The organism is Amycolatopsis sp. NPDC023774 (genome assembly GCF_040639695.1).
In the GTDB taxonomy this organism is placed as follows: Bacteria; Actinomycetota; Actinomycetes; order Mycobacteriales; family Pseudonocardiaceae; genus Amycolatopsis.
This window is the reverse complement of record NZ_JBFAAJ010000119.1, coordinates 1-1,127: the sequence shown is the minus strand read 5'-3', so window position 1 is coordinate 1,127 and position 1,127 is coordinate 1. Positions and strand designations below refer to the sequence as shown.

The following is a 1,127-nucleotide window of genomic DNA, read 5'->3' as shown; positions in this document are numbered from 1 at the left end:
GTCCGGCGTCGTCGGTCGGAGATGGCTTGGTTTCGGATGCGGCCGCTTTCGGTGTTGATGTGGGCGATTTGGCGGGCGAGGTCGGGGTGGTGGGGGGTGAGGTGGGGGTGGGTGGCGGCGAGGGGTTGGAGTAGTGCTGAGGCGTCGTCGGTGGCGAGGGCTTGGGTGAGGTGGGCTGCGGCTTGTTGTCCGGCGGGGGTCATGCCTTCGGCGGTGGTGATGTGGGCGGCGAGGCGGCGTAGGACTGCGGCGTTGCGGCGGGCCCATTGCGAGACGGCGCGGTCGCCGGCGCGGCGGTCGCGTTGGGCGTGGATGCGGCCTTCGCCGGTGGTTTCTCCGGTGGTGGTGGGTTGGAGTCGTAGGTAGCGGCGTTCGGCGGCTTGGCGGCTGGTGACGCCGAGGGCGGGTGCCAGTGCCGTCCAGCTCACGCCGGCGGTGCGTGCGGCGGTGATGAGTTCGGGTTCCCAGGTGGCGAGGCTGGTTCGTAGTGCGTGCAGGGCGCTGAGGGCGGTGAGTAGTTGGTCGGCGTCGGCGGTGCCGGCGCGCAGGTCGGTGACGGCGTGGTCGATGAGGGTGAGGGCGTCCGCTTCGTGCATGGTGTCAACCTTCCGATGACGTTCTGCTTGTCAACGTTTGGATGACATGTTAGAACGGTGGGGCGCGTTGACAAGTCCGAGACGAGCGCTGGAGGTGGAACCGATGTTGATGCGCACCGATCCGTTCCGCGAGGTCGACCGGCTCGCGCAGCAGTTGCGGGGCGGGGCGGCGCCGGGGACGTGGTCGCGGCCCGCTGCGATGCCGATGGACGCTTATCGGGCCGGTGGGGAGTTCGTGGCCTGTTTCGACTTGCCGGGGGTGGATCCCGAGGCGGTGGAGGTGGAGCTCGAGCGCAATGTGCTGACGGTGAAGGCCGAGCGGCGCCCGGTGCGGGCTGGTGCGGATGCGCGGCTGCAGATCGCGGAGCGGCCGTATGGGGTGTTCTCCCGGCAGGTGTTGTTGGGGGAGGGGTTGGACCCGGCGGGGATCAGCGCGGTGTATGAGGCCGGTGTGTTGACCGTGCGGGTTCCGGTGGCCGAAACCGCGCAGCCGCGGCGGATCGCGGTCTCGACCGCCGCTTCTGGTGGGGA

At 70.0% G+C, this 1,127-nt stretch carries 2 protein-coding genes; one reads left to right on the top strand and one right to left on the bottom strand.

All coding sequences use genetic code 11. The features are described from left to right. Nucleotides 1–596: HSP18 transcriptional regulator (locus AB0F91_RS47270; RefSeq protein WP_360609092.1), on the bottom strand; the 596-nt coding region annotated here is incomplete at its 3' end. A 103-nt stretch (nucleotides 597–699) separates the two neighbouring features. On the opposite strand from AB0F91_RS47270, the gene AB0F91_RS47265 reads away from it, so the two are divergent. Continuing rightward, the coding region (locus AB0F91_RS47265; RefSeq protein WP_360609090.1) for an Hsp20/alpha crystallin family protein at nucleotides 700–1,127 on the top strand (428 nt) is incomplete at its 3' end.